At 65.4% G+C, this 21,245-nt stretch carries 22 protein-coding genes; 8 read left to right on the forward strand and 14 right to left on the reverse strand.

All coding sequences use genetic code 11. From position 1 onward, the window contains the following. The first annotated feature begins 185 nt into the window (after positions 1–185). Together AB4118_RS23460 and AB4118_RS23465 are read left to right on the forward strand one after the other, a co-directional pair. Entirely contained in the window at positions 186–1,556 is a 1,371-nt protein-coding gene (locus tag AB4118_RS23460) for an ActS/PrrB/RegB family redox-sensitive histidine kinase (protein ID WP_441491995.1), read from the forward strand. A gap of 62 nt (positions 1,557–1,618) precedes the next feature. After that, a complete protein-coding gene (locus tag AB4118_RS23465; protein WP_043234810.1) occupies positions 1,619–2,173 on the forward strand; it encodes an ActR/PrrA/RegA family redox response regulator transcription factor in 555 nt (184 codons plus the stop codon). Between the two features lie 92 nt (positions 2,174–2,265). On the opposite strand, the gene AB4118_RS23470 is transcribed toward AB4118_RS23465, so the two are convergent. Then, entirely contained in the window at positions 2,266–2,727 is a 462-nt protein-coding gene (locus tag AB4118_RS23470; protein WP_441492060.1) for an MmcB family DNA repair protein, read from the reverse strand. An 83-nt stretch (positions 2,728–2,810) separates the two neighbouring features. Here AB4118_RS23470 and AB4118_RS23475 point away from each other — a divergent pair, with 83 nt between their 5' ends. After that, positions 2,811–3,833 (forward strand): MraY family glycosyltransferase, encoded by a 1,023-nt coding sequence (locus AB4118_RS23475; RefSeq protein ID WP_441491996.1) that lies wholly within the window; start codon positions 2,811–2,813, stop codon positions 3,831–3,833. Further along, positions 3,830–4,753, forward strand: coding sequence for an NAD-dependent epimerase/dehydratase family protein (locus AB4118_RS23480; RefSeq protein WP_441491997.1), 924 nt, complete (start codon positions 3,830–3,832; stop codon positions 4,751–4,753). Before AB4118_RS23475 ends, AB4118_RS23480 begins: the two co-directional genes overlap by 4 nt. On the opposite strand, the gene AB4118_RS23485 is transcribed toward AB4118_RS23480, so the two are convergent. The 3 genes from AB4118_RS23485 to AB4118_RS23495 all read right to left on the reverse strand — a co-directional run bounded on the left by AB4118_RS23485 (position 4,677) and on the right by AB4118_RS23495 (position 9,044). Further along, positions 4,677–6,641 (reverse strand): SDR family NAD(P)-dependent oxidoreductase, encoded by a 1,965-nt coding sequence (locus AB4118_RS23485; protein WP_441491998.1) that lies wholly within the window; start codon positions 6,639–6,641, stop codon positions 4,677–4,679. The genes AB4118_RS23480 and AB4118_RS23485 overlap by 77 nt on opposite strands. A 75-nt stretch (positions 6,642–6,716) precedes the next feature. Beyond that, positions 6,717–7,328: a TetR/AcrR family transcriptional regulator gene (locus AB4118_RS23490; protein WP_441491999.1), complete on the reverse strand. Its 612-nt coding sequence runs from the start codon at positions 7,326–7,328 to the stop codon at positions 6,717–6,719. 228 nt (positions 7,329–7,556) lie between these two features. Further along, the gene (locus AB4118_RS23495) at positions 7,557–9,044 is read right to left on the reverse strand and encodes a cobyric acid synthase (protein ID WP_441492000.1); all 1,488 of its coding nucleotides are present in this window, start codon (positions 9,042–9,044) and stop codon (positions 7,557–7,559) included. A 282-nt stretch (positions 9,045–9,326) separates the two neighbouring features. Between AB4118_RS23495 and AB4118_RS23500 the strand changes: the two genes are divergently transcribed. After that, complete coding sequence (locus tag AB4118_RS23500) at positions 9,327–10,478, forward strand: aminotransferase (RefSeq protein ID WP_441492001.1); 1,152 nt, start codon at positions 9,327–9,329, stop codon at positions 10,476–10,478. An 18-nt stretch (positions 10,479–10,496) separates the two neighbouring features. Here AB4118_RS23500 and AB4118_RS23505 read toward each other — a convergent pair whose 3' ends face one another. From AB4118_RS23505 to hisB, 10 genes are all read right to left on the reverse strand, one after another. Further along, positions 10,497–11,849 carry a hypothetical protein gene (locus AB4118_RS23505; RefSeq protein WP_441492002.1) on the reverse strand — a complete coding sequence of 451 codons (1,353 nt, stop codon included), beginning with the start codon at positions 11,847–11,849 and terminating at the stop codon, positions 10,497–10,499. A 66-nt stretch (positions 11,850–11,915) separates the two neighbouring features. Further along, positions 11,916–12,266 carry a RidA family protein gene (locus AB4118_RS23510; RefSeq protein ID WP_069878549.1) on the reverse strand — a complete coding sequence of 117 codons (351 nt, stop codon included), beginning with the start codon at positions 12,264–12,266 and terminating at the stop codon, positions 11,916–11,918. 127 nt (positions 12,267–12,393) lie between these two features. Further along, entirely contained in the window at positions 12,394–12,840 is a 447-nt protein-coding gene (locus AB4118_RS23515) for a YqaA family protein (protein ID WP_441492003.1), read from the reverse strand. A 9-nt stretch (positions 12,841–12,849) separates the two neighbouring features. Then, on the reverse strand, positions 12,850–13,824 hold the full coding sequence (gene coaA, locus AB4118_RS23520) for a type I pantothenate kinase (RefSeq protein ID WP_441492004.1): 975 nt from the start codon (positions 13,822–13,824) through the stop codon (positions 12,850–12,852). Between the two features lie 110 nt (positions 13,825–13,934). Beyond that, a complete protein-coding gene (locus tag AB4118_RS23525) occupies positions 13,935–14,255 on the reverse strand; it encodes a phosphoribosyl-ATP diphosphatase (protein ID WP_441492005.1) in 321 nt (106 codons plus the stop codon). Between the two features lie 3 nt (positions 14,256–14,258). Then, positions 14,259–15,023 carry an imidazole glycerol phosphate synthase subunit HisF gene (gene hisF, locus AB4118_RS23530; protein ID WP_113515679.1) on the reverse strand — a complete coding sequence of 255 codons (765 nt, stop codon included), beginning with the start codon at positions 15,021–15,023 and terminating at the stop codon, positions 14,259–14,261. Beyond that, positions 15,020–15,775 carry a 1-(5-phosphoribosyl)-5-[(5-phosphoribosylamino)methylideneamino]imidazole-4-carboxamide isomerase gene (gene hisA / locus AB4118_RS23535; RefSeq protein ID WP_441492006.1) on the reverse strand — a complete coding sequence of 252 codons (756 nt, stop codon included), beginning with the start codon at positions 15,773–15,775 and terminating at the stop codon, positions 15,020–15,022. The genes hisF and hisA overlap by 4 nt, the downstream gene beginning before the upstream one ends. Further along, positions 15,763–16,419, reverse strand: coding sequence for an imidazole glycerol phosphate synthase subunit HisH (gene hisH, locus AB4118_RS23540; RefSeq protein WP_441492007.1), 657 nt, complete (start codon positions 16,417–16,419; stop codon positions 15,763–15,765). Before hisH ends, hisA begins: the two co-directional genes overlap by 13 nt. Then, positions 16,416–16,904, reverse strand: a complete 489-nt coding sequence (locus AB4118_RS23545) for a DUF2628 domain-containing protein (protein WP_441492008.1) — start codon at positions 16,902–16,904, stop codon at positions 16,416–16,418. The genes hisH and AB4118_RS23545 overlap by 4 nt, the downstream gene beginning before the upstream one ends. Before the next feature lie 11 nt (positions 16,905–16,915). After that, entirely contained in the window at positions 16,916–17,503 is a 588-nt protein-coding gene (gene hisB, locus AB4118_RS23550; RefSeq protein ID WP_113515683.1) for an imidazoleglycerol-phosphate dehydratase HisB, read from the reverse strand. 244 nt (positions 17,504–17,747) lie between these two features. Here hisB and hslV point away from each other — a divergent pair, with 244 nt between their 5' ends. Genes hslV through murJ form a run of 3 tightly spaced genes read left to right on the forward strand, consistent with a single transcriptional unit; the run spans position 17,748 to position 21,243 of the window. Continuing rightward, a complete protein-coding gene (hslV, locus tag AB4118_RS23555) occupies positions 17,748–18,317 on the forward strand; it encodes an ATP-dependent protease subunit HslV (protein WP_113515684.1) in 570 nt (189 codons plus the stop codon). Between the two features lie 29 nt (positions 18,318–18,346). Further along, positions 18,347–19,654 carry an ATP-dependent protease ATPase subunit HslU gene (gene hslU / locus AB4118_RS23560; protein ID WP_441492009.1) on the forward strand — a complete coding sequence of 436 codons (1,308 nt, stop codon included), beginning with the start codon at positions 18,347–18,349 and terminating at the stop codon, positions 19,652–19,654. Further along, positions 19,654–21,243 (forward strand): murein biosynthesis integral membrane protein MurJ, encoded by a 1,590-nt coding sequence (gene murJ / locus AB4118_RS23565; RefSeq protein WP_441492061.1) that lies wholly within the window; start codon positions 19,654–19,656, stop codon positions 21,241–21,243. Before hslU ends, murJ begins: the two co-directional genes overlap by 1 nt. Positions 21,244–21,245 lie beyond the last annotated feature (2 nt).

Raw genomic sequence — 21,245 nt, forward strand, 5'->3', positions numbered from 1 at the left:
CTCCATACATGCAGCGACGTCTCCCGGGTGCCGGATGCACCTGATGATGCGCCGCAACAAACAGCGCAGCCTAGATTGTTTCTGCTCTCATTCAATCCGGCAAAAGGCTAAGATTTTCCTTCAATGCCAAAATGCCACAGTTTTGCACTGCAAAACCCCGGCCCGTCATCGGATGCATGGGCGTCATGACGGTCCCTGATGCCGATCTCCCGCCGCTGGCACGATCCAGCCGTCATTTGCGCCTCGACACCCTCGTGCGGTTGCGCTGGCTTGCTATCGCTGGCCAGAGCCTCGCGGTCGCCGGCGTGCATTTTGGCCTCGGCTTCACCCTGCCGTTCGGCTGGTGTTTCCTCGCCATCGCCATCTCCGCCTGGCTGAACATTGCGCTGCGCATTCGCTTTCCGCTCAGCCACAGGCTGCGCGAGGATGCGGCGACCGCACTGTTGGCCTTCGACATCATCCAGCTCGCAGCCCTGCTCTACCTGACCGGCGGCCTGCAAAATCCCTTCGCCATTCTGTTCCTGGCGCCGGTGATGATTTCGGCGACAGCCTTGCCGCCGCAGCGCACCATGCTGCTCGGGCTACTGGCCGTCGTGCTGGCGAGCGTGCTGAACTTCACGCATCTGCCCCTGCCCTGGGCCGGGCCCAACCGGCCGGTCCTGCCGCCATTCTACCAGGCCGGGAACTGGATCGCGCTCGTGCTCGGGCTCGGCTTCACCGGCATTTATGCCTGGCGCGTCGCCAAGGAAGCGCGCGACCTCTCGGAGGCTCTCGCTGCGACGGAGTTGGTCCTGGCACGCGAACAGCACCTTTCGCAGCTCGACGGCCTCGCCGCAGCAGCAGCCCATGAACTCGGCACGCCGCTCGCCACGATCGCCCTGGTGGCACGAGAATTGTCGCGGCTGGCCCCGCCGGAAGGCGAGATGGCGGAGGATATCACGCTGCTGCGCGAGCAGGTCGAGCGCTGCCGCGGCATCCTCGGCAAGCTGACCTCGCTTCAGGACGACGATGCTGGCCCGCTCGACCAACTCTCGCTGCGCCTGCTGATCGAAGAGACGGCCGGCCCGCAGCGGCCATTCGGCGTGCCGTTCCGCATCGAGATGATCGGAGACAAGCCGGAACCCGTCTGCCGACGCAACCCAGGCATGATCTACGGCCTCGGCAATATCGTCGACAATGCCGTCGACTTCGCCCGGTCCGAAGTGGCGATCATCGCACAATGGACCGATATGCATGTCATGCTGACCATCGCCGATGATGGCCCCGGGTTTCCTCCCGACGTCCTGATGCGCGCCGGCGAGCCCTATCTCTCGCGCGCAGCGGCAGAAAGTCGCGCCGGCGGCGGTTTGGGCCTGGGACTTTTCATTGCAAAAACGCTGCTGGAACGCGGCGGTGCCGCGCTCGAATTTTCGAATCTGCCATCCCCGGCGAGCGGCGCGTCCGTCCGCATGGTCTGGCCGAGGGCGGTGTTCGAGGCCGACGCAAAACCTTCCGGGTCTTCAAAACGGGGGGAAATGCCACTACCTGAGGGTGACGGCCCCTTCTCGCCGTCCTGATGCGCGAAACCCATGATCGCGTTACAATTTCGCCGGCCCGAACCGGTGGCAGGAGAGTTGAGATGCAACAGGCGCTGAACGACGCCGCCCAATCGGACATGACCCTGCTGCTCGTCGACGACGACAAGCCGTTCCTGACCCGACTCGCGCGGGCCATGGAAGGGCGGGGTTACTCCGTACGCATCGCCGAAAGTGTCTCGGCTGGTCTTGCTGCTGTCGAGGAAGAGGCCCCGGCCTTTGCTGTCATCGATCTGCGCCTTGCCGATGGCAACGGGCTCGATGTCATCGCCCGCCTGAAAGAGCGCCGCCCCGACGCGCGCGGCATCGTGCTGACCGGCTACGGCAACATCGCGACCGCCGTCAGTGCCGTGAAGCTCGGTGCTTTCGATTTCCTGGCAAAACCCGCTGACGCCGACGAAATCCATTCGGCCCTGGCAGCCGCGCGCGATTCGCGGCCGATGCCGCCGGAAAACCCGATGTCGGCCGATCGGGTCCGTTGGGAACATATCCAACGTGTCTACGAGCTGTGCAGCCGCAATGTCTCTGAGACGGCGCGGCGGCTCGGCATGCACCGGCGCACCCTGCAGCGCATCCTGGCAAAGCGCGCCCCGCGCTGAAGCATCGGCCCGAAAAGTGGATAACAGTTTTCGGGAAAGCCGATGCAGGCACTGAAGGTTGGATCATTGGACCGGATATCCGGCCCACTGATCTAGAGCGGCGGGTCCTCGATCAAGGCAAGGCGCTGGGCAGACAGCCTGGCGAAGGCGATCGTGAGCGCCTTGCGTCGCGCAGCCACGAGCGGATGGCGCGGCGCATCGCGCAGGAGTTCGCCGCCATAGCTATCGGCGATGATCAGCCCGACATCGTCGGGCAGGATTTCGCGCGGGAATTCCGGCGCGACCGCGAAGAGAAAACCATCGCAATAGTCGCGATAATCCGGCCATTTGCCATCGACGCGATAGTCCTCGATGCCCGACTTGACCTCGATGACCAGGAGTTCGCCGGTCGGCGACAAGGCGACGATATCGCCCCGACGGCCATTGGCAAAGGTCATTTCCTTGACGATAGCATAGCCACGCTCACGCAGATGCCTGGCCGCGCCGCGGCAGACGGCACGGGTGATGTCGGGGCGGGCAGGCGGCGGGTTGAGCACGGAATCGGGAAGCAACATACCCACATGTTCACTCTTTGTGCGCCCCAACGCAAGCTGAAGACGCTTGCAGGCCCGCGCCGTCCCGCTATGGTCCCGGCGCTTTGAACTCCCATCTTGCTCTCCTGCTGATCATCATTCCGGCTGCCGCGGCATCGGCGGCGCTCTGCGTGCTGTTGCGGCCCCTGCTGGTCCGCTATGCGTTGGCGCGGCCGAATGCCCGCTCCAGCCATACGCAGCCGACGCCACAGGGCGGTGGCATCGCAGTTCTTGCCGGGGCCTTTCTCGCGCTGATCCTGGCTCTGCTGCTCCTTCCCCTTCCAACGGCGGCGCGCGCTGATCTGGTCTGGGTCATGGCGGCGGCAACGGCACTGGCGGTCGTCGGAGCCTGGGATGACATCCGCCCGCTTCCGGCCGCGACACGGCTCGTCCTGCAGGCGCTTTGCGTCGGGATCGTGCTGTTCTGCGCCGCTCCCGAACTCAGGCTGTTCCCGGACCTCATGCCGCTCGGGCTCGAGCGCGCTCTCGCGCTCGTCGCCGGGCTCTGGTTCGTCAATCTCGCCAATTTCATGGACGGCATCGACTGGATCACCGTGGCCGGCATCGCACCGCTGGCCGGTGCGCTTGCCCTGGCGGGCGCCAGCGGGGTGCTCGATCCCGCCAGCGGCCTACTCGCCGCCGCCTTGTTCGGCGGGATCATCGGCTTCGCGCCGTTCAACAAGCCCGTGGCGCGGCTCTTTCTCGGCGATGTCGGCTCGCTGCCGCTCGGTCTGCTCAGCGCCTATCTGCTTTACCGCCTGGCGGGAACCGGCGCACTGACCGCGGCGCTGATCCTGCCGCTCTACCATGTCGCGGATTCGACGATCACTTTGTTCAGGCGGCTGGCGCGCGGGGAGAAAGTCTGGGAGGCGCATCGCAGCCATTTCTACCAGCAGGCCACCGTCAACGGCTTCAGCGTTCCAGAGGTCGTGATGCAGGTCGCGCTGCTCAACCTTGCCCTGATCGCGCTTGCCGGACTCAGCGTCGCCGTTCCCGCGCTTTGGCAACAGCTCATCTGTCTTGCCCTTGCAGCGATGCTGACCGGGCTGCTGCTGCGGCGCTTCGCCAGCAAGCGGATCCGGCCGTGAGCGAACGTGTTCTCGTTACGGGAGCGAGCGGCTTCATCGGCCCGCATGTCGTCGCCGGCCTTCGTGCGAGGGGATATGGCGTCCGGGTAGCCCAGCGGCGCGAGAGCCCCGCGGATGAGGGCATCGAGCGCGTGGTGATCGGCGATCTCTCCGAGCCGGTGGATTGGCGCCCGGCTGTCGCTGGCATCCGCCATGTCGTCCATCTCGCAGGCCTCGCCCATGCCGGGCCGGGTCTCGATGAATCGCTCTACCGGCGCATCAACACTGAGGCGACGCTCGCGCTGGCGGAAGCTGCTCTGCAAGCAGGCGCCGCGCGATTTGTCTATGTCTCCTCAATCAAGGCACTCACGGGAGCCTTTGACGGCCATTTTCGCGAGAGCGACGCGCCAGCACCGGACGATGCCTATGGCCGCTCCAAGCTGGCGGCGGAGCTGGGACTCGCCACGCTCGGTCTCGACTGGATCTCGCTAAGGCCGGTTCTGGTCTATGGGCCCGGCGTCAAAGCGAATATGGCGTCGCTCCTGAAGCTGGCCCGTTTGCCGATACCCTTGCCCCTCGGCGGTCTCGATGCCCCGCGCTCGCTGCTCGCCATCGAGAATCTCGTCGACGCGATCCTCTTCGCGCTGACATCCGCCTGTCCGGCACGGCGTAGCTACACGGTTGCCGACCCCGAGCCCGTCAGCGTGGCCGAGATGATCGCGGCGATGCGCTCCGGCCTCGGGCGCAAGCCCGGCCTCCTGCCCATTCCAGCGGCCCTCCTGAGGCAGGCGGCGCGGCTGGCCGGGAAGGAACAGGCCTTCGCCAAGCTCAGTGGCGGGCTCGTCGCGCGCCCCGAGGGGCTGATCAGGGCCGGTTGGCGGCCACCGGCAGCGACGCTTCCGGCACTGGCGCAGCTGGCCGCGGCTGCTGACGCAGCTTGAAATCCGGAATCGCCTCCTCCAGCACCGCTTCAGCCGCAAGGCGATCCTCAGCCTTGATGGCGGCTTCCAGGCGCGAGAACCAGCCCTGCATGCGGGCGCGCGCCGCGAAGCTCGGCTTCGCCGCCATGACGCCGTCGAGCCCGGTCTCGGCCATCGGCTCGTCATGCGCGAAGAGAATCTCGTTCAGACGCTCGCCAGGGCGGACGCCGGTGATCGCGATTTCGATATCGACGCCCGGCTCATAGCCAGCGAGCCGAATCATGCGCTCGGCCAGATCCATGATCCTGACCGGCTGGCCCATCTTGAGCACATAGACGGCCGCGCGCTCGGTCTCTGGCCCTGCGGCGCGGGCATGCGACGCGGCGGTCAGGACGAGATCGCAGGCTTCGCGGATCGTCATGAAGTAGCGGATCATCTCCGGGCTGGTCACGGTCAGCGGACCGCCGCGCTTGATCTGCGCCTTGAACTTAGGAACCACCGAGCCGACCGAGCCCAGCACGTTGCCGAAGCGCACGGCAACGAGGCGCATGCCGGAGGCTGCTGCGACAAACTCGGCATCGCGCGACTGGGCATACATCTCGGCGAAACGCTTGGTCGCTCCCAGCATCGAGACGGGCTCGATCGCCTTGTCGGTCGAGATCATCACGAAGATCTTGGCATCAGCAGCGATCGCGGCATCGATGACATGCATCGAGCCGAAGACATTGGTCTTGATGCCCTCCGCCCAGTCGGCCTCAAGATAAGGCACATGTTTCAGCGCTGCGGCGTGGATCACGATGTCGGGGGCAAACGCCGTGAAGAGCGGCGTGATCCGGGCGCGGTCGCGTACATCGGCAAGCGCTCCCGAGATCCTTGTCTCCAGCCGATGAGCCGCGAGTTCCTCGGTGATCTGGAACAGCGCCGGCTCCGAGCTCTCGACCACCAGGAGCTCCGAAGCACCGAAGGCCGCGCAGCGCAGGCAGATCTCCGAGCCGATCGAGCCACCTCCGCCGGTGACGATGACGCGCTTGCCTTTCAGGAAGGACCCCAGCCGATCGCGATCGATCTTGACCGAAGGGCGGACGAGCAGGTCCTCGATCTCCAGCGGTGCCAGCTCAGTCTCGGTCCCGCCTTCGCCGTAGGAATCGAGCCGCGAGATCGGCAAGGCGAGTCTGCGCGTCCGGGCGAGCCATTTGTCCGGCTCGGCTTCCGGTGCCAAGGCGCTCGAAGTGGCGACGATACGGCGGAACGGCTCACCGCGTTCGGCCGCGTCGCCAGCGACCGTCTCGATCTGAGACAGCAGACCAAGCACGGGAACGCCGCGGATCGACTGGCCGAGATCATCGGCGCGCGGCGACAGAATGCCAGCAGGCTTCAATTTGCGCATGGTCCCGGCTTCCATGGCGCGAATGACCATCTCGACCTCGACGCCGCGGCCGAGCAGCAGCGCGGGGAGCGCAGCGTCGCGCTCGGCATGCTGTTTGGAACGGGAATATTTGAGGTAGCGATAGGCGAGGCGCGGGCCGCCGAGCAGCGCGTTCTGCACAAGCCAATAGAGTGCGATGGTGATCTTGCCGAAATAGAAGGCGCCGTAGAGGCTCGGTGACAACAGGAGATAGTCAATCACCAGCAGCGACAGCGACAGGACGGTGACCGCCTTGACGATGTTCGACAGGTCCGGAAGCGAGGCGAAGCGCCATTTCGAGCGATAAAGCGAGAAAAACCAGTAGACCGCGCCAGCATAGGCGACGAAAAACGGCAGGAAGCTCGGCAGATAGCGCAGATGCTCATCGAGCTGCCCGCCCTCGAACCGCACCACAAAAACGGAAACGATTGCCAGCGCCGTGACCACGAGATCATGGACGATGACGGCGAGCTTCTTGGTATTCTGCTTGGTGAATAGGGCCATGGCCGGCGGGGTATCCCGCTCCCGTGCCGCCTTGTCAACGCGAAGCGGCAGGCAAAGAGCGCGCTGCGCGCGAAATCAGGCCTCCGCGTGCGAGACCTTGGCGCGCGAATAGCCGAGACCGGCGAGAATGAAATCGACCATCGCCTCGATGCTCGGCCCCGGCAGGCTGAGGCATTGCGAGATCAGCATCGGATGGCAGAAGGGCGTCATCGCAAAGCGCACGCAGGCGGTGGCGACTTGCGGGTCCATCGGTCGGAATTCGCCCGAAGCGATGCCTTCCGCCACGACACCGCGCAGGATGCCGTCATAGCGCCCGATATGGGCCTGGACGACCTCCCAGCTCTCCTCCATCGCAGCAGCGACCATCTCGTGCACCTTGTGGTGGTCGAGATAACGCAGCGAGTTGATGCGGTTGTTGGTGATCAGGATATCCCGAAGCCGCTCGGCAGCGGAACGCTTTTCCCGCGCGATCGCCGTAACTGCCGCCTCCATCTCGCCCATATAGCGCTCGGCGACGGCCTCATTGATGGATTTCTTGGAGTCGAAGAACCGATAGACATTGGCGGGACTCATCCGCAGTGCCTTGGCGATGTCCGCCACCGTGGTCTTCTGGTAGCCGATGTCACGAAAGAAGCGCTCCGCCGTATCGACGATGCACTGCCTCGTATCCCGCTCAAGATGACTCAACTCGGTTTCTCGTTCAGTTGCTCGGCGATTTCGGATGGGAATTGTTCATTATGATGAATTTCGTCATTCGTCAACTCCATGACGAATAAAGACTTTAGCCAAATCTTCCTGACATCTCTGACCGGTAGACGGCAAAACTGACCAGTTTGTCAATCCGTCGCCGGGCGGGTAGACCGGGGTGCGGTGAAAGTGTCGCAGGCCAGGCCACGCCGAGGCGGCGCAACTCGATCAGTCGGATTGCACCCGCTCGTGAGCGAGGGTCCAGATCGCATCGATGTCGAGATGCCGAGCCAGATGTCCAGCCAGACGGTCGAGCGCCAATTCGACCTCATCCTCGTAATTCAGCGTCGAAGACAGCGTTCGGCCCGCGATGCCCGCAAGAATGGCGGCACGGACGGCATCTGAGGCAAAGGCGCCATGCAGGTAGGTGCCGATCACGCGCCCATCGGTCGAGGCTGCTCCCTCCCGCCGCTCACCAACCCGGAAGGGCGCGCGTTGCGTGTCGGCCCCCTCGGTGCGGCCAAGATGAATCTCGTAGGCCCGACCTGACGATGCGCTGGGCGCATGGGTGAAAGCGACCTCACGCACGGTCTTGCCAGGCTCCAGCACAGTATCGACCTCGAGCAGGCCGAGGCCTGGAGCCTCACCTGCCGGTCCCTCCAGACCATGAGGATCCCGCACGGTACGCCCGAGCATCTGGTAGCCACCGCAGAGGCCGATGACATGACCTCCGCGTCGGCGGTGGGCAGCGAGATCGATATCCCAGCCCTCGGCGCGCAAAGCCGCGAGATCGCGGAGCGTCGTCTTTGAGCCGGGCAGGATGACGAGATCGGCGTCGCCCGGCAGCGGCGCGCCGCGGGTCACCATGACCAGTTCGACGGCGGCCTCCAGTTTCAGCGGGTCGAGATCGTCAAAATTGGCGATTCCCGGCAGCACCGGTACCGCGACCTTGAGCACGGCGCCGGCCTTGCGCGCGCCGGAGGTCAGATCGAGCCCGTCCTCGGCCGGCAGGCGGGACGCTTCGGCGAACCAGGGCACAATGCCGAGGCAAGGCCAGCCAGTCGCCTGCGAAATCGTGGTGATACCGTCCTTGAAGAGTGCTGCGTCGCCACGAAAGCGGTTGATGGCAAAGGCCCGAATCATCTCGCGATCGGCGGTTTCGAGCACGGCATGGGTGCCGACGAGACTGGCGATCACGCCACCGCGATCAATGTCGCCTATCAGCAGCGCCGGAACGCCGGCCGCGCGGGCAAAGCCGAGATTGGCGATATCTCGCGCGCGCAGATTGGTCTCGGCCGGCGAACCGGCTCCCTCGACGAGAACGAGATCGGCCCCGGCGCTGAGGCGCTCAAAACTCTCCAGTACTTTCGGGAGGAAATCGCCGCGCCGCGCAAAATCGCCGGACGCGAGGTGGCCTGCGACGCGGCCCTGCAGCACGATCTGGCTGCCTGTGTCGCTCTCCGGCTTGAGCAGCACCGGGTTCATGTCGACATGCGGCGGCACGCGGGCAGCGCGGGCCTGAAGAGCCTGGGCGCGACCGATCTCGCCTGAAGCGGTCGCTGCGGCATTGTTCGACATGTTCTGTGGCTTGAACGGCCGCACCCTGAGGCCGCGATCGGCAAAGAGCCGACATAATCCAGCGACGAGCAGCGACTTTCCGACATTCGAGCCGGTACCGAGAATCATCAGGGCGGGGGTGGATTTGGGCGCGGCCATGGCGCTTGCTTAGGCGGCGCTCAGGGCGCGGGCAAGCAGGCGGCGATGGAGAGGGAGGGTCACCGGTTCACGCCAATATCCCGCAGCTCCAAAGGGGCGAAGAAACCGCGGGCGCCCGTCGTGAACCGGCGAAACGGAGATAAGCATTGACCGCTGATGAATGTCAACATTCATCATTCCATATTCTGTCAGGAGCATGAGGGCTTGCTTGAGCCGGTGCACAGGGCAGCGGGACATGGTAGAGGCCCAAGCTCTCTCGCACCCAAACTCGACAAGATTGCGATGAACCCGATCTTCTCCGCCCTTCAGACCAGCGTCTTCGAAGTGATGTCGCGGCTCGCGCGCGAGACCGGCGCCGTGAATCTCGGCCAGGGCTTTCCCGACGACCCGGGGCCCGAGGATGTGCGGCGAAAGGCCGCCGAGGCGGTGATGAACGGCTGGAACCAGTACCCGCCGATGATGGGCCTGCCGGAGCTGCGTCAGGCCTGCGCCACGCATTACAAGCACTGGCAGGGCCTTGATCTCGATCCGGACAGCGAGGTGATGATCACCTCGGGGGCAACCGAGGCGATCGCCGGCGCCCTGATGGCGTTGATCACGCCCGGTGACGAGGTCGTGCTGTTCGAGCCGATGTACGACGCCTATGTGCCGCTGGTGCGCCGGGCCGGCGGCATCCCGAAATTCGTGACCCTAACCCCGCCGGCTTTCGGCCTGAGCGAAGAGGCGCTGGCCAAGGCCTTTTCACCAAAGACCCGGGTCGTGCTGTTCAACAACCCGCTGAATCCGACCGCGACGATCTTCAGTGCTGCCGATCTCGATCTGCTCGCCGATTTCTGCATCCGGCATGACGCCGTCGCGATCTGCGACGAGGTCTGGGAGCATGTCGTCTTCGACGGCCGCAGGCATGTACCGCTGATGGCGCGGCCGGGCATGCGCGAGCGCACGGTGAAGATCTCGTCGGCCGGGAAGATCTTCTCGCTGACCGGGTGGAAGGTCGGGATGGTGATGGCGGCGCCCAATCTGATGCGCGTGCTCGCCAAGGCGCATCAATACATCACGTTTACCACCCCGCCGAACCTGCAGGTTGCAGTCGCCTATGGGCTCGGCAAGGATGATTCCTATTTCGACGGGATGCGCGCCGATTTCCAGCGCTCGCGCGATCGTTTCGCCAGCGGGTTGCAGGGTCTCGGTTTCAGCGTGCTGCCAAGCGTCGGCACCTACTTCCTCAATGTCGACATCGCGCCGCTCGGCGAGACCGACGACATCGCGTTCTGTCAGAGACTTGTCACGGAGAACGGTGTCGCCGCGATCCCGGTCAGCGCCTTCTATGCGGAGGGCGCCGTCAAGACGGTGGTGCGCTTCTGCTTTGCCAAGCATGACGCGACGCTCGATGCGGCACTTGAGCGGCTCGCGGACTGGAGGAAAGCGGCCTGAGCCGCGGAAGCCCCGCTCTCAGCTCTTGCGTAGTGTCTCGACCAGCCTGCCGGCCTTGATCAACGGCGCCTCGAGGCGCTTGGCATTCGCGGCGTGTCCACTGGCCCGCAAGGCTTCGATCGCGGACATGATCTGAGCGAGGGCCTGCTCGGCCAGGCCCCGATCACGGCGGCGTTCGGCGAGATGCAGGGAAGCCTGTCCGAGACTGGCCGTGGTTGCCGCCCAAAGGGAGGGGACGGTCTCGCGCCGGCGCTCCTCAAGCGCGGCAGCGAACAAGGCGATGGCCTCTTCGAGCACGACGGGCTCGCTATAGCGCTCGCCCATGGCCGCTAGCACCCCACCCATCTGATGCTGCAACTCGGCCCAGCGCAGAGGCTCCCGCGCCCTGTCGACGGTCTTGGCAACCCTGTTGAAGCCGTTGAAAGCCCGCTCGAGCAGGGCGAGGTCCTTCCGGCGCGAACCGAGATCGGCGCGCGCGCGAGAAATCAAGTGCTCGGCCTCGAGCCAACGCGCCTCATCGCGACTTCGATCCCAGCGAGCAAGGACATCGGCGAACGCTGCAACCGCTTCCTCCAGCAGATCATCGTCCGCGCTGGCCTCACCCAGCATCGAGGCAAGTCGGCCAAAGCGGACCTTCAATCCATGCCAGAGGGCCGGCGCTTCATCCCGGCGGAGGTCTTCTAATGCCGCCCGGCAACAGCCGAGCGCCTCGACGCGTAGTTTGCCATCGCCGGACATCTCCGCGAGGCTCTCGAGCACGGCAGCGAAAGCGTCCTGGGCCCCGGCAAAGGCGACCGTATCCTCGAGGCTGTCGAAGCCCTCGAGCAAACGGCGCAGCAAGCCAGTGGCCGCGTCATAGCCGTCTCGCCCACCGAAATCCTCGCTGATCCGCGCCAGCGCTTTCGCCTGGGCGAGAGCCAGATCCCGACTGCGATCGAGATCGGCCAGACCGATTAGCGCAGACGCTTCGCCATAGCGGGCAGCGGCCTCGCGATAGGCCTCCAACGTCATGCGCAGAAAGCTGATCGCCGCCCGGTCGGTGCGGTTCCCGCCGGCCGTGAGCCGCTGGGCGACCGTCAGCGCCGAAAGATCGGTCGAGCCGCCGATCACTTGGAGCTCGGCCTGAGCCAGCGCCTTGTCCGCATCGGCGAAGCGGCCGGCGGCAAGCGCTGCGGCCGCCTCGCTTCGCAGATGCCGGGTGGCCTCGTCGCCAAGTGGATCGCCGAGTCGACCTGCTACTGCGAGGAAATCCTGCGCCTTGCGGTCAAGCAGCGCTTCCCCAGGAAGCGCTGCGCCGGGTCGGCGCAGCCAATCGGCGACCATGGCCGGCAGCGCCACTGCCGGCAGGCCGTAGCGCACGGTGACGCGCACTAGGAGCGGCGCGATCTCCTCCGACCCGCTGATGGCATCCTCCCGTTCCAGATCAGCACTGGCGTCTCACTTCGCGGCGATGACCGCGATCTCGACCGTGAACTGCGGCGCGGCAAGCTTGGCTTCGACGGTGGCGCGACCGGGAGTCTGGCCGGCGACGACCCACTTGTCCCAGACGCCGTTCATCTCTGCGAAGGTCGACATGTCGGAGAGCCAGATATTGACCATCAGCAGCTTGGTCTTGTCGGTGCCGGCTTCGGCCAGCAGGCCGTCAATGATGCCGAGGATGTCGGCGGTCTGCTCGGCAACGCTCTTGCCGGCAGCCTTATCGGCGACCTGACCGGCGAGATAGACGGTGTTGCCATGCACGACGGCCTTGGACATGCGGGGGCCGATACCGATGCGCTGGATGCTCATGATCAGATCTCCTGAAGTAAGGGGCTTGCTGGTAGCCCGAGACATCCGCACACGCAAATCTCAAAATCCAAAAAGGTGAGGCAGCGCTCGCACATAAAACCGATACGCGTCTTGCCTGAGCCCAAGGCTATGACGCTGCGACCCAGCCGGCCCAGAGCGCAGCGTAGCGTGCAGCCTTGCCGATGAAGACGAGCAGCGTGAAGCGGCCGAGTGGGTAATTCAAAGTGCCGGCGACGACCGTCAGCGGGTCGCCGACAATCGGCAGCCAGGCAAGAAGCAAGGACGGCCAGCCAAAACGACCGAACCAGGCCTGGGCGCTGCCGAGTTTCGCAGGGTCCGGGCGCAGCCTGGCCGGCAATCTCCCCAGCCCGCCTCGCGTGATCAATCGACCGATCCACCAGTTGAGGACCGAACCCGCGGTGTTCGCGAGGCTCGCGACCAGGAACAGCGTCAGCGGTTCGGCACTCCCTGCCGCGAGCAGGCCGACAAAGACGGCTTCCGACTGCGCCGGAAGGATCGAGGCCGCAACGAAGGCGGCGCCCGCCATCACCGCGAGCGCGGACAAAGCCTCCATGCCGGTTTCTCAGAGGCGGCGCAGCGCGACCTGCTGGATGCGATGGCTCGCGCCCTTGGTCAGGATCAGGCTGGCGCGCTGGCGCGTCGGCAGGATGTTCTCCTGCAGGTTCGGCATGTTGATCCCGGTCCATAGATTCTCGGCGATCGACAGGGCCTCCTCCTCACCGATCTCGGCATATTTGCGGAAGAAGGAGCGAGGATCGCGGAAGGCGGTCTGGCGCAACGTCATGAAGCGGTTGACGTACCAGCGGTGCAGGTCGTCCTCATGCGCGTCGAGATAGACCGAGAAATCGAAATAGTCGGAGACGAAGGGGATGACCTTGCCGTCCTTCGGCATCCGGCTCGGCTGCAGAACGTTGAGGCCTTCGAGGATCAGGATATCCGGCCGCTCGACAGTGACCTGCTCACCGGGAACGACATCGTAGACAAGATGCGAATAGACCGGCGCCAAGACCGCAGGCCTGCCGGCTTTGACATCGGAGAGGAAACGCAGGATCGCGGAACTGTCATAGCTTTCCGGAAAACCCTTGCGCTGCATCAACCCGCGCCGCTCGAGTTCGGCATTGGGCAGCAGGAAGCCGTCCGTGGTGACGAGTTCGACCTTGGGCGTGTTCGGCCAGCGCGAGAGCAGCGCCTTCAATACGCGTGCCGTGGTCGACTTGCCGACTGCGACCGAGCCGGCGACGCCGATGATATAGGGAACCTTGACCTCGGCTTCTGCCAGCAGAAAACGCTGCGTCGCCTTGAACAGGCCTTGCGTGGCCGCAACGTAGAGCGACAGCAGCCGCGACAGCGGCAGGTAGATCGCGACGATCTCGTCCAGCGAGATCGGATCATTGATCGATTGCAGCTTGGTCAGGTCGTCGACCGAAAGCGTCAGCGGCGTATCGGCGCGCAGATGCGCCCACTCGTCCCGCGTGAAGGTCCGATAGGGTGAAACCAGATCGGGATCGGCCGCGGCCGGGATCAGACGTTGGTCCATGCTGCCGCGATCCGCATTCCAGACTTCGAGATTCAAGGCTCGGATATCCTCGACTGGACTCTGAGCATGCCGCCTTTTCGAAAGCCGGATCCGGCCTTCGGCAACATGGCTCAGGGTTTCCTCGCCGCCTTCTCAGCCAGACCGGACCGGGCGGTACGGGCCTCAAGCTGGCTCAACACATCTTGCAATGCAACATCGCGCGACGAAAGCACGACCAAGAGATGATAGAGCAAATCGGCACTTTCGGCGATCAAAGCCTGCTTGTCGCCTTGCACAGCTGCAATCACGGTTTCGACAGCCTCTTCGCCGAGCTTCTTGGCGGCGCGCTCCGGCCCGCCAGCCAGGAGCTTGGCGGTCCAGGACTCTTCGGGGGAGGCCCTTCCCCGCTCGGCGACGATCTTTTCGAGATCGGACAGTGTAAAGCCGCTCATCGCTCAATCCAGCCGCATCGCCAGCCCTGCCGCCGCCATATGGGCTTTGGCCTGGGGGATGGTGAAAGTCCCGAAGTGGAAGATCGAGGCCGCCAGCACGGCACTGGCATGGCCCTCCCGCACGCCGTCGACGAGATGGTCGAGCGTGCCGACACCGCCGGACGCGATGACGGGCACGGAAACCGCATCGGCAATCCGGCTGGTCAGGTCAAGATCGAAGCCTGCCCCGGTGCCGTCGCGGTCCATCGAGGTCAGCAGCAGCTCGCCGGCGCCGAGCGAGACCACCTCGCGGGCATAGGCGACGGCATCGAGCCCGGTCGCATTGCGGCCGCCATGGGTGAAGATCTCCCAGCGCTCCGGCGCCACCTTCTTGGCGTCGATCGCGACGACGATGCACTGATCGCCGAACTTTTCCGCCGCTTCCTTGACGAAGGCACGCCGCTGCACGGCCGCCGTCATGATCGCGACCTTGTCGGCCCCGGCCAAGAGCAGCTTGCGGATATCGTCGACCGTTCGGACGCCGCCGCCCACGGTGAGCGGCATGAAGCAGGCCTCTGCGGTGCGCGTCACCACATCGAACAGGATGCCGCGATCCTCATGGCTCGCCGTGATGTCGAGGAAGCAGAGTTCGTCCGCGCCGGCTGCGTCATAGGCCTTGGCGGCCTCGACCGGATCACCGGCATCGACGAGATCGACGAATTTCACGCCCTTGACGACACGGCCGTCCTTGACGTCGAGGCAGGGAATGATGCGGGTCTTCAGGCTCATGCCGCCTTCCCCTTGTCCGCCTGAGCGATCCGCGCCAGCGCTGCGGCCGGATCGATGCGCCCATCATAGAGCGCGCGGCCCGTGATCGCGCCTTCCAGGATGGCGGCGTCGGGGGCACAGAGGCGCTCAATATCGGCCATCGAGGCGAGCCCGCCCGACGCGATCACCGGAATGGTCAGCGCCCCGGCGAGCGCGATCGTGCCGTCCCAGTTGATGCCCTGGAGCATGCCGTCGCGCGCGATGTCGGTGTAGATGATCGCCGCGACACCCACGTCCTCGAAGCGGCGGCCAAGATCAACCGCGGCAAGCGAAGAGGTTTCGGCCCAGCCTTCGACCGCGACGAAGCCGTCGCGCGCATCGATGCCGACGGCGACCTGGCCCGGAAAGGCCTTCGCCGCTTCGCGCACGAAAGCCGGATCCCGCACCGCGGCCGTGCCGATAATGACGCGGCGCACGCCCTTGGTGAGCCAGCCCTCGACGGTCGCGATGTCGCGAATGCCGCCGCCGAGCTGCACCGGAAACGCGACCCGGCCGAGGATGGCCTCGACAGCTGCAGCATTCATCGGCTTACCGGCAAAGGCGCCGTCGAGATCGACGACATGGAGCCATTCGAAACCCTGCGCCTCGAATTCCGCGGCTTGCGCAGCCGGATCGTCATTGAAGACGGTCGCCTGGGCCATGTCGCCTTGCTTCAGGCGAACGCAGCGACCGTCCTTGAGATCGATGGCGGGGAACAGAATCACGGTGTCCATCCCAAGAAATTGGCAATCAGCTTCAGTCCGAGCTTCTGGCTTTTCTCGGGGTGGAACTGCGTACCGGCGATGTTGCCGCGCACCACCATGGCGGTGACGGGCCCGCCATACTCGGTCAGCGCCAGCACGTCCTCGGCCCGCTCCGGCGTCAGCGCGTAGGAATGCACGAAATAGGCATGCAGGCCGCCCGGGCCGGTCTCGATGCCGGCGAGCAACGGATGCTCGTCCTGCGCATGCAGATTGTTCCAGCCCATATGCGGGATCTTGAGGCTCTCGTCGGTCGGCCTGATCAGGGCGACATCGCCCGGAATCCAGCCGAGGCCGTCGGTCACCGTGTATTCGAGCCCACGGCTTGCGAGGAGCTGCATGCCGACGCAGATGCCGAGAAAGGGGCGCTGCTTGCCGCGGACGACGTCCTCCAGAACCTCGACCATACCGGAGACGGCATCGAGCCCGCGGCGACAATCGGCGAAGGCGCCGACGCCCGGCAGGACGATGCGATCGGCCGCACGCACGACCGCCGGATCACTGGTGACGCGAATAGTGGAGGCAATGCCGGACTCGGCCGCCGCACGCTCAAAGGCCTTGGCGGCCGAATGCAGATTGCCGGATCCGTAATCGATGATGGCGACGGACTGGGTCATCGGCCTTGCGCCTCAGGAAAGAGTCCGATCACCGGGACTGCGCTTGAAGACTGGAAACGCGCAGGAACCGGCGCGGCTTCGCGCGGAGCCGGCGCGGGCCGGCTTTCGAGAGCCCGCTCGAAATAGCGTCGTTCGGCGCTCGCGAGATCGGGGGCCTCGATCACATCGGCAAGCCGCCAGCCTTTCCGCAGCAGCTTGCGCGCGATCAGGTTCCGGCCTTCGAGCCCGAGGAAGAGCCCGATGACGAATTGCGCCAGCAGCGCCGCACCGCTGGCGAGCCCGAGATCGCTCTGCGCGTAATACACGGCAGCCCAGACCAGCGCGAAGACGAGCGTCGCCAGCCAGAGCCGCTTCGCCAGCAGCCAGAAGCCCGTGAAGAGGAAGGCTGCCCAGGAGAATGTCTCGGGCAGGAGCCGCGCCTGCTCGATATCGTCGCGCTCGCTGCCGGAACCGGGCGGCGGAATCAGGACCGTATAGAACGCCATGTCATGGCCCCTTATAGCGCGCCCTTGGTGGACGGCACGCGGCCGCCTTCGCGCGGATCGACCTCGAGCGCGTGACGCAACGCCCGCGCCAACCCCTTGAAGCAGCTCTCGGCGATATGATGGGCATTGTCGCCGTAGAGTGTCTCGACATGCAGGGTCAGGCCCGCATTGATCGCGAAGGCCTGGAAGAACTCGCGCACCAGCTCGGTATCGAACGTGCCGATCTTCTCGGCCTTGAAGCTCGTGCGGAACACCAGAAAGGGCCGGCCGGAGACGTCGACGGCGACGCGGGTCAGCGTCTCGTCCATCGGCAGATGCACGTCGGCGTAGCGGCGGATGCCCTTCTTGTCGCCGAGCGCCTGCTTTACCGCCTCGCCGAGCGCGATGCCCGCATCCTCGACCGAGTGGTGATCATCGATATGGGTGTCGCCTTTCACCGTGACCGCAAGATCGATCAGCGAATGGCGGGCAAAGAGATCGAGCATATGGTCGAAGAAGCCGACGCCTGTCGCGATCTCGGCCTTGCCCGTGCCGTCGAGCGAGAGCTTGACCGAGATATCGGTTTCATTGGTGCGGCGCTTCACTTCGCCCGAACGCATTTGAAAAGCCCTTGTGACCTTGCTGGCCGGTGCTTTAGCGCGCTTTCCGCTCGACTGAAATCAGCCGAGCGACAAGAATTCGCGCCAAAGTGGCTGCTGAAGCATGTTCTCGTCGCAAAAGTGCATCCCACTTTTGCGGGACATGCTCTAGCAGCGCGTTGACGCTCACGCCACCCGGCCGATTGTGCAGCGCCTGAAAAGCCCTACATCTGGCGGACGGCCGGAAACACTGGAAGACGCTCTGATGGATAACGACAACAAGGCCCCCGTGATGCACGCCACCACCATCCTGATGGTGCGCAAGGGCGGGCGCGTGGTGATCGGCGGCGACGGGCAGGTCTCGCTCGGCCCGACCATCATGAAGGGTAACGCCAAGAAGGTGCGCCGCCTCGCCAAGGGTGCGGTGATCGCCGGCTTCGCGGGCGCAACAGCCGATGCCTTCACCCTGTTCGAACGGCTGGAGACCAAGCTCGAGCAATACCCGACGCAATTGCTGCGCGCCTGCGTCGAGCTCGCCAAGGATTGGCGCACCGACCGCTATCTGCGCCGGCTGGAAGCGATGCTGCTGGTCGCCGACAAGGAGGTCAGCCTGCTGATCTCCGGCACGGGCGACGTGCTGGAGCCGGAAGCGGGCGAACATGGCTCGGTGATGGCCATCGGCTCCGGCGGCAACTTCGCCCTGGCAGCGGCGCGCGCGCTGGTCGATGTCGAGCCCGACGCCGAGACGATCGTGCGCAAAGCGATGAAGATCGCCGGCGACATCTGCGTCTACACCAACCACAGCCTCGTCATCGAGAGCCTCGACATCGCCTGATGTCCGCTGACGCCCAATCGGAAGTATCCATGACCTCTTTTTCCCCCCGTGAGATCGTCTCCGAGCTCGACCGCTTCATCGTCGGCCAGAAGGATGCCAAGCGTGCCGTCGCCATCGCGCTGCGCAACCGCTGGCGCCGTCAGCAGCTCGAAGGGCCGCTGCGCGAAGAGGTCGCGCCCAAGAACATCCTGATGATCGGGCCGACCGGCTGCGGCAAGACCGAGATCGCGCGCCGGCTGGCGCGCCTCGCCAATGCGCCCTTCCTCAAGGTCGAGGCGACCAAGTTCACCGAGGTCGGCTATGTCGGCCGCGACGTCGAATCGATCATTCGCGATCTCGTCGAGATCGGCATCAGCCTCGTCCGCGAGGCCCGGCGCAAGGACGTCCAGGCCAAGGCGCATCTTGCGGCCGAGGAGCGCGTGCTCGACGCGCTGGTGGGGTCGACGGCCAGCCCGGCGACCCGCGATTCCTTCCGTCGCAAGCTGCGCGCAAACGAACTCGACGAAAAGGAGATCGAGGTCGAGATCGCCTCTGGCGCGAGCTCGACCCCGATGTTCGAATTGCCCGGCATGCCCGGCGCCTCGATCGGCGCGATCTCGCTCGGCGACATGTTCGGCAAGGCTTTCGGCCAGAAGGGCAAGCCGCGGCGCATCCTCGTCAAGGATGCCTATGGCCCGCTGATCGCCGAGGAGAGCGACAAGCTGATCGACCAGGACGCCATCGTCCAGGATGCCATCCGCGAGGTCGAGAATAACGGCATCGTCTTCCTCGACGAGATCGACAAGATCTGCGCGCGCGACGGCCGAGCCGGCGCAGATGTTTCGCGTGAAGGCGTACAGCGCGACCTGCTGCCGCTGATCGAGGGCACCACCGTTGCCACTAAACACGGGCCGGTGAAGAGCGACCACGTCCTGTTCATCGCGTCGGGTGCCTTCCATGTCTCGCGCCCGTCCGACCTGCTGCCCGAGCTGCAGGGACGCCTGCCGATCCGCGTCGAATTGCAGCCGCTCGATGTCGAGGATTTCAAGCGCATCCTGACCGAGACCGAGGCGAGCCTGATCAAGCAGACGGTCGCACTGATGGCGACCGAGGAGGTCACGGTCGACTTCACCCCGGACGCGATCGACGCCATTGCCCGCATCGCCGTCGCGGTAAACTCCACCGTCGAGAATATTGGCGCGCGGCGGCTCCAGACTGTGATCGAGCGGATTCTCGACGAGATTTCATTCACGGCCACAGACCGCTCGGGCGAGACCGTCACGATCGACGCGCCCTATGTCGAAGCGCGGATCGGCGACCTCGCCAAAAATGCGGATCTGAGCCGGTTCATCCTGTGATGCAGCCACCGGCGGAGCCGAGTCCTACCGGGTCGCGCCTTGCGCGCGATTCGGCGGTGGTCGGCGCTGCCACGGTGCTGTCGCGCCTGCTCGGCTTCGCCAGAGATGTGCTGATCGCGCGCCTGCTCGGTGCCGGTCCGGTCGCGGATGCCTTCCTGGCAGCCCTGCGCCTGCCCAATCTGGTCCGGCGCGTGCTCGGCGAAGGCGGACTGAATGCGCCCTTCGTACCGCTCTATCTCGACATCAAGGCTTCGCGCGGCGAAGCGGCGGCTCGTGGCTTCGCCGGAGAAGCCACGGCGCATCTCGGCCTGCTGCTGCTGGTGCTGATCGCATTCGGCGAAATGTTCACGCCCTGGCTGGTGCTGGGGCTGGCCGGCGGCTTTGCGAACGAGCCCGAAACGCTGGCGCTGGCCACCCATTTTACGCGGCTGATGCTGCCCTTCCTGCTGCTGACGACGCTCGCCGCATTGCTGGCTGCACTGCTCAACGCCGAGCGCCGGTTCACGACGGCGGCTCTCGCGCCGGCATTGATGAACGCCATCCTGCTCGGCGTGCTGCTGGTCCAGCTCTCGCGGGGCGCAGAGGCCATGGTGAGTGCCAGCCTGCTCGCCATCTTCGTCAGCCTGACCGGGTTCGCCCATCTCGGCCTGATCCTGCTCCGATTGCGCAAGATCGGGCTGCCGCGCCTCAGTCTGCGCTGGTCGCCTGACATGAGCCGCCTCGTGCGCACAGGCGGCGCGACCCTGCTCGCGGCATCGAGCGCACAACTCGTCCTGCTGGTTGCGATGCAGATCGCCTCGACAGAAGGCGGAGCGGTCGCGGCGCTCTATTACGCCGATCGCATCTTCCAGCTGCCGCTCGGCTTCGTCGGCGTCGCGATGGGCACCGTCGTGCTTTCCGAAATGGCGAGCCATGAGAGTGCGCGGGACGATGCCATGCTCGGTCGTGCGCTGGGGCTCGGGTTGGCACTTGCCGTGCCGGCGGCCGTCGCGTTGGCCGCGCTGGCCGAGCCGATCGTATCGGTGCTGTTCGAGCATGGCCGATTCGGCGCCGAAGATCGGGCGCGCACAGCAGGAGCCCTGGTAGCTTTCGCGCTCGGACTTCCGTTCGCGGTGATGGCAAAGGTCTTCGGTCAGGTCTATTTCGTTCGGCGCATGCCACGTATCCCGCTGCTTGCTGGACTTGCCGCCGTCCTGGTGGCCGTTTTCTCCGGCTATGGCGCTGCGCCCGGCAAGGATGCGGCGACCGTCGCCGCCCTCGCGGCAAGCCTCGCCTTTGTTGCCCAGGCCGTTCTGCTGTCGCTCCATCTGCGGCGCCAGGGCCTGTGGCAGCCGAGCCTTGCAAGCCTGCGGCCGATCATCGCCATACTGGGTGCCAGCGCCACCATGCTGGGCGCGCTCCTCCTCCTTCTGCCGGCGCTGACGACCTCGCTCGCCCCGGGCGAGCCCCTGCTGTTGCGGATTGCGTCCCTGGCCGCGCTTTGTCTCGGCGGCCTCGCGGTCTATGGCCTTACTGGCGCCCTCTTCGGCGCTTTCGGCCTCCCGCACTTGCGCCTTGCCCGCGCTTCCGCCAGAACGCCGCGTTCCTGATA

Origin of the sequence: Allobosea sp. 2RAB26 (genome assembly GCF_052115465.1) — a bacterium.
Lineage (GTDB): Bacteria > Pseudomonadota > Alphaproteobacteria > Rhizobiales > Beijerinckiaceae > Allobosea.